A 6,333-nucleotide genomic window follows, 5' to 3' on the forward strand; every position below is an offset into this window, starting at 1 on the left:
GGCCGGCCCGGCCGACCAGCTTACCTGTATCAAAGACCCAGGTAATCGCGCTTCCCGATCGGCACCCCGTTGTGGCGCAGGATCGCGTACGCGGTCGTCACGTGGAAGAAGAAGTTCGGCAGCACGAAGCCGGTGAGGTAGTCGTCGCCGCGCTCGAAGTGGCGCGCGCGCTCGCCGGCGCCGTGGGTGACGGCGCGTTCGCCGGCCGCGTCAAAAGCTTCACGCGGCAGCGTTTCGATGTAGCCGAGGGTCTTGGTGATGCGCTGCTGGAGTTCGGCGAAGCTCTGTTCGTTGTCCTCGTAGCGCGGCACTTCCTGGCCCGCCAGGCGCGCGCTCGCGCCCTTGGCGAAGTCGGTGGCGATCAGGACCTGGCCGATCAAGGGGAACATGTCCGGGAACAGGCGCGCCTGCAGCAGTGCCGCCGGCTCGATCTTGTTCTGCTGGGCGTGGGCTTCGGCCTTTTCCAGTACCCCTCCCAGGGCGCGCAGCATTTTCTGGAACACCGGAACCGATGCGGAATACATTGACAGGCTCATAGATACTCCTCCGAAAGATTCAATCATAACAAGTCTTGTCGCGTCCTGCCGACACTGCCACCGCAAGCCGCGCTGCGCAACATGCAATTTGCTGACGCTTCGTCATCCACGATGCATAATCAGGCCGTAGCTATTGCCAAAAGTAAATAATAATTCCTGCCAGGCGGCGGGGACAGGCCCGACACCGATGCCCCTGCGACGTTTTTCACTCCCAGCGCCAGTCCGCGGCCTGTTCGCCAGGCTGCGCAAGCTCTACGGCCGCTCGATCTACGGCGCGCTGCTGCTGGTCGTGTTCGGCGGCCTGGCCGTGCCGGCGGTGGTGGGCGGCTATTTCCTGATCGGCGTGAAGGAACACGAGGCGACCGTCCACACGCTGAACGACGCCCTGCAGCGCAACGCCGACATCCTGGCCCTGGGCGTCCAGGAATCATTATGGGACATGAATACAGAAGCGGCGCGTGCGCTGGTCGATTCCTTCGTGCGTGATCCCGCCATCGTGCGCGTCGAAGTGCGCGACCTGGCCCAGGCCGACTTCATCAGCCGCCACAATCCGGTCCCCGCCGGCGTCCGCCTGTATCGCGCCGAGCGCGAGATCATGGTGCGCGGCCAGAAGATCGGCCAGGTGGCCATCGAGATGGGCGACCACCATTTTCAGGAAGATCTGCGCTCCAAGCAGCGCAATTACGCCGTGGTGCTGGCGATCCAGCTGGCGGTGTCGCTGCTGCTGATCGGGCTGCTGCTCAGGCGCCGCCTGCTGTCGCCGCTGCGCACGCTCACCGGCTTTTCGGACCGCCTTGCGCGCGGCGACTTCGACACTCCGCTCGTGCTGCCGGCCGATGACGAACTGGGGCGGCTCGGCGGCCAGATGGAACGCATGCGCACGGCGATCGGCCAGCTGTTCGCCGACATCGCCCGCCGGGAAGAGCAGTTCCGCACCATCGTGACCCAGGTGCCGGGCGCCGTGTTCCGCGCCCGTCCGGGCGGCCACATCGACTTCGTCAGCGACGCCATCGAGGAGATATCCGGCTATCCGGCCGAGCGCTTCATGCTGGCCACCACCGACGACTGGGGCGACATCGTCCATCCGGAAGACCGGCGCATGCAGCGCCGCGCAACCAGGGATGCGCTTGCCGCCGGCAGCGCCTACGAAATCGAGTACCGCATCATCGACGCCGGCGGTATCGAGCGCTGGGTGCTGGAAAGCGGCCAGCCGCTGGGCGAGTGGGGCAGCGAGGACTTCCGCGTCGACGGCATCATCTACGACATCAGCGAACGCAAGCACGACGAGATGCGCATCGAGGCCTTGCTCACCGAGCAGGGCGCGATCCTGGACAACGTGATGTTCGGCGTGCTGTTCGTGCGCGAGCGCCGCATCGTCTCGGCCAACCGCCGTGCCGAACAGCTGTTCGGCTACCTCGAGGGCGAGATGCCGGGCCGCGCCACCGAGATCCTGTTCCCGGGCCGCGCCGGCTACGAGCGCCTGTGGCTCGACAAGTACCCGAAGATCGCGCATGGCCCGGACAACGGCGAGGAGATCCAGTTCCGCCGCCGCGACGGTTCGGTGTTCTGGCTGCTGGTGAGCGGTTGCGCGCTCGATGCCGCACGCCCCAACGAGGGCAGCATCTGGGTGTTCGCCGACATCACCGAACGCAAGCTGGCCGAGGAAAAACTGCGCCTGTCCGCCACGGTGCTCGAGCACATCGCCGACGGCGTGGTGGTGCTGGATGCGACCGGCCGTGTGGTCGCCACCAACCCGGCCTTCACCCAGATCACCGGCTACACCGAGCGTGAGGCGCTCGGCCAGCTATCGAGCCTGATGCGCGCCAGCCGCCATGAGCCGGCCATCTACCAGCAGCTGTGGCATGACCTGGCCGACACCGGCTTCTGGCGCGGCGAGCTGTGGGAGACCCGCAAGAACGGCGAGGGATTCCTCGAATCGCTCACCGTCTCGAGCGTCCAGAACGACCAGGACGAGGTGACGCACTACGTCTGCGTGTTCAGCGACATCACCAAGGTCAAGGAATCCCAGGACAAGCTCGACCACCTGGCCCACCACGATCCGCTGACCGCGCTGCCGAACCGGCTGCTGTTCCACGACCGCCTGCAGCACGCGATGATCCGTTCCGCACGCGAGGACCAGCAGCTGGCGGTGCTGTTCATCGACCTGGACCGCTTCAAGAACGTCAACGACACCCTCGGTCATCACGTGGGCGACGAGCTGCTCAAGCAGGTGGCAAGCGCGCTGGCCGGCTGCCTGCGCGAGGGCGACACCCTGGCGCGCCTGGGCGGCGACGAATTCATCGTGCTGCTGGAAGACGTCGACGGGAACTTCGGCGCCGGGCATGTGTCGACCAAGCTGATGACCCTGTTCGAGCAGCCCTTCACCGTGTCCGGCCACGAGCTGTTCGTCACCGGCAGCGTCGGCATCAGCCTGTTCCCCCAGGATGCCACCGACCTGAACATGCTGGTGCGGAACGCCGACATCGCCATGTACCAGGCCAAGGCGCGCGGCCGCAACGGCTACCAGTTCTATGCGCCCTCGATGAGCGGCGAGGGGGTCGAGCGCCTGCGCCTGGAAGCCTTGCTGCGGCGCGCGATCGAGAAGCACGAGATCCATCTCCACTATCAGCCGCAGGTCGACATCGACAGCGGCCGCCTGGTCGGGGTCGAGGCGCTGGTGCGCTGGAACAGCCCGGAGCTCGGGCAGGTCAGTCCGGCGCGCTTCATCCCGGTGGCCGAGGATACGGGTTTCATCAACCAGCTGGGCCAGTGGGTGCTGGCCGAGGCCTGCCGCCAGATGGTCCGGTGGGACCGCTCGGGCCTGCAGGTGCCGAAGATGGCGGTGAACCTGTCGGTGCGCCAGTTCGAGCGCGGCAGCATCGCGCCGACCGTGGCGGCGGTGCTGCGCGAGAGCGGCCTGGGGGCCGGACGCCTGCAGCTGGAGGTGACCGAATCGGTCATCATGAACACGGGCGATGCGCTGGAATACATCAACGACCTGCGCGCGGTCGGCGTCGGCCTGGCGATCGACGATTTCGGCACCGGCTATTCCTCGCTGGCCTACCTGAACCAGTTGCCGGTCCAGACCCTGAAGATCGACCGCAGCTTCATTCAGGACATCGCCACCGATGCCGACGACGAAGCGATCGCGGTGGCGATCATCCAGCTCGGCAAGAGCCTGAACCTGTCGGTGGTGGCCGAAGGCGTGGAGAACGAAGCGCAGGCCGCTTTCCTGCAGCGCCACGGCTGCCGCCTGGCGCAGGGCTACCTGTATGGCCGCCCGGCGGCGCCTGACGATATACTGTCGCGTTGGGGACAAGTGCAGGGACACGATGAATCGACCGGGGCTGGAGTATCCGAACGAAGCGAAGCCTGAGGCGGCACCGCAAAGGAAGGCTGCCGCCAGGCGCAGACTCTCGCGGCGCGGTTTCCTGCTGGGCGGCGTGCTCGCCGGCGGCAGCCTGCTGGTCGGCTGGGGCCTGCAGCCGCCGCGCCAGCGCCTGCATGGCGCCAGTCCGCTGGCGCTCGGCGCTGCGGTCGCCCTGAACGGCTGGATCGCCATCGCGCCGGACGGCACGGTGTCGGTGGTGGTGCCGCGCAGCGAGATGGGGCAGGGCGTGCACACCGCGCTGCCGATGCTGGTGGCCGAGGAGCTGGACGTCTCCTTGAGCGCGGTGCGCATCGCCCAGGCCCCGATCGACAAGATCTTCGCCAACCTCACCATGCTGCGCGAAAACCTCCCTTTCCACCCGGACGATGCCGGCAGCACCCGCCAGGGCGCCCAGTGGCTGATGGCCAAGCTGGGGCGTGAGCTGGGCATCATGTTCACCGGCGGCTCCACCAGCGTGAAGGACGCCTGGATGCCGATGCGCGAGGCGGGCGCGGTGGCGCGCGCCATGCTGCTCGCGGCCGCGGCGCGGCAGTGGAAGACGCCGCTGGCGCGCCTGCGCACCGAAGACGGCTTCGTGCTGCACCCCGACGGGCGCCGTGCCGGCTACGGCGCGCTGGCGAGCGAGGCGGCGCGGGCGGGAGCCGGCATCGATGCCGGCGACGTGCGCCTGAAGGAGCCGCGCGAATTCCGCCTGATCGGCAAGCCTTTGCCGCGCCTGGACAGCCGCGCCAAGGCCGACGGCAGCGCGCGCTTCGGCATCGACGCCCGCGTGCCCGGCATGGTGTACGCGGCCGTCAAGATGGCCCCGGTCGTCGGCGCCACGCTCATCGGGCATGAAGCGGGCGAGATCGCCTCCATGGCGGGCGTGTTGGAAATCGTGCCGATTCCAGGCTTGACGGACGCGCGCAGCGGCATGGGCGTCGGCGTCGCCGTGGTCGCCACGAGCTGGTGGCAGGCGCAGCAGGCCGTGAAGGCGCTGCCGGTGAGCTGGAACATCGGCGAGGTGGACCAGCTGTCCAGCGCATCGGTGTTCGCGGACTTCGCGCGCGCCCTCGATGACGACAGCGGCTACGTCTACCACGAGACCGGCAGCCAGGCCGTGCAGGGCGCGGCCACGACGGTGACGGCCGAATACCGCGCACCCTTCCTGGCGCACGCGGCCCTGGAACCCATCAATTGCACCGCCCAGGTCGTGGACGGCAAGGTGCGCCTGTGGGCCTCGACCCAGGTGCCGAGCGTGGCGGTGGACGTGGCGGCGCGCGTGGCCGGCGTCGACCGCGCCGACGTAGCGATCGAGCTCATGCTGCTGGGCGGCGGCTTCGGGCGCCGCCTGGAAGCCGACATGGTGGCGCAGGCGGTGACGGTCGCCATGGCGCTGGACGGCCGCCCGGTGCAACTGATCTGGACGCGCGAGGACGACACCACCCACGACGTCTACCGCCCGGCCGCGCTGGCGCGCTTCAGCGCCTGCCTCGACGCGCAAGGCGGCATCCTGGCCTGGGACAGCAAGTCGGCCAGCGGCGCCATCGGCCACCAGTACTTCCCGCGCAACCTCGGCTTGCCGGGCGTGGGGCCCGACAAGTCCACGGCCGAAGGCGCGTACGACATGCAGTATGCGATCGCCAACCAGCGCATCGCCCACGTGATCGTGGACAGCCCGGTGCCGCTCGGCTACTGGCGCTCGGTGGGGCATTCACACAATGCCTTTTTCAAGGAGAGCTTCATCGAGGAGCTGGCGCACGCGGCGCGGCGCGACGGCGTCGCCTTCCGGCGCGCGCTGCTGCGCGATCATCCGCGCGCGCTGGCGGCGCTGGACGCGGCGGTGGCGCGCGCCGGCCTCCCGCCGGCCGGGCGCGCCCACGGGGTGGCGCTGCACCGCTCCTTCGGCAGCACGGTGGCCCAGGTGGCCGAAGTCTCGGTGGAGGGAAAGCAGATCCGCGTGCACCGGGTGGTGTGCGCGATCGACTGCGGACTGGCGGTGAACCCGAACATCGTCGCGCAGCAGGTGGAAGGCGGCGTGCTGTTCGGGCTGTCGGCCGCGCTGCACGGCGAGATCACCTTCAAGCATGGACGGGTGCAGCAGTCGAACTTCGGCGACTACCCGGTCTTGCGCATGCACGAGGCGCCGCAGGTGGAGACCATCGTGATGCCGAGCGCCGCCCATCCCGAGGGCGTGGGCGAGCCGGCGGTGCCGCCGGTCGCGCCGGCGGTGGCGAGCGCCGTGTTCAAGCTCACCGGGCAGCGGCTGCGCAGCCTGCCGCTGCGGCTGGCGTAGGGTGGGCGGCAAAGTGAACTGACCCCAAATAGTTGGACGTTAAGTCGTTAAGCGCCCATGGCCTGGGTCCTGTACTGCACGGGACTCAGGCCTTTTAGTTTGAGTTTGATGCGGTCATTATTGTAATACCT

4 protein-coding genes are annotated in these 6,333 nt (G+C 68.4%); 2 read left to right on the plus strand and 2 right to left on the minus strand.

Annotated elements, in window-relative coordinates; genetic code table 11:
• Positions 1 to 29: 29 nt before the first annotated feature.
• A complete protein-coding gene (locus AC56LK_RS20745) occupies positions 30 to 536 on the minus strand; it encodes a DUF1993 domain-containing protein (RefSeq protein WP_497186371.1) in 507 nt (168 codons plus the stop codon).
• Between the two features lie 187 nt (positions 537 to 723).
• On the opposite strand from AC56LK_RS20745, the gene AC56LK_RS20750 reads away from it, so the two are divergent.
• Together AC56LK_RS20750 and AC56LK_RS20755 are read left to right on the plus strand one after the other, a co-directional pair.
• The gene (locus AC56LK_RS20750) at positions 724 to 3,912 is read left to right on the plus strand and encodes a bifunctional diguanylate cyclase/phosphodiesterase (protein WP_497186372.1); all 3,189 of its coding nucleotides are present in this window, start codon (positions 724 to 726) and stop codon (positions 3,910 to 3,912) included.
• Positions 3,869 to 6,202 (plus strand): xanthine dehydrogenase family protein molybdopterin-binding subunit, encoded by a 2,334-nt coding sequence (locus AC56LK_RS20755; RefSeq protein ID WP_497186373.1) that lies wholly within the window; start codon positions 3,869 to 3,871, stop codon positions 6,200 to 6,202. The genes AC56LK_RS20750 and AC56LK_RS20755 overlap by 44 nt, the downstream gene beginning before the upstream one ends.
• A 47-nt stretch (positions 6,203 to 6,249) precedes the next feature.
• Here AC56LK_RS20755 and AC56LK_RS20760 read toward each other — a convergent pair.
• Positions 6,250 to 6,333: IS3 family transposase (locus AC56LK_RS20760; protein ID WP_497186378.1), on the minus strand; the 84-nt coding region annotated here is incomplete at its 5' end.

It is taken from the genome of Telluria sp. ZB4P36 (genome assembly GCF_059685865.1).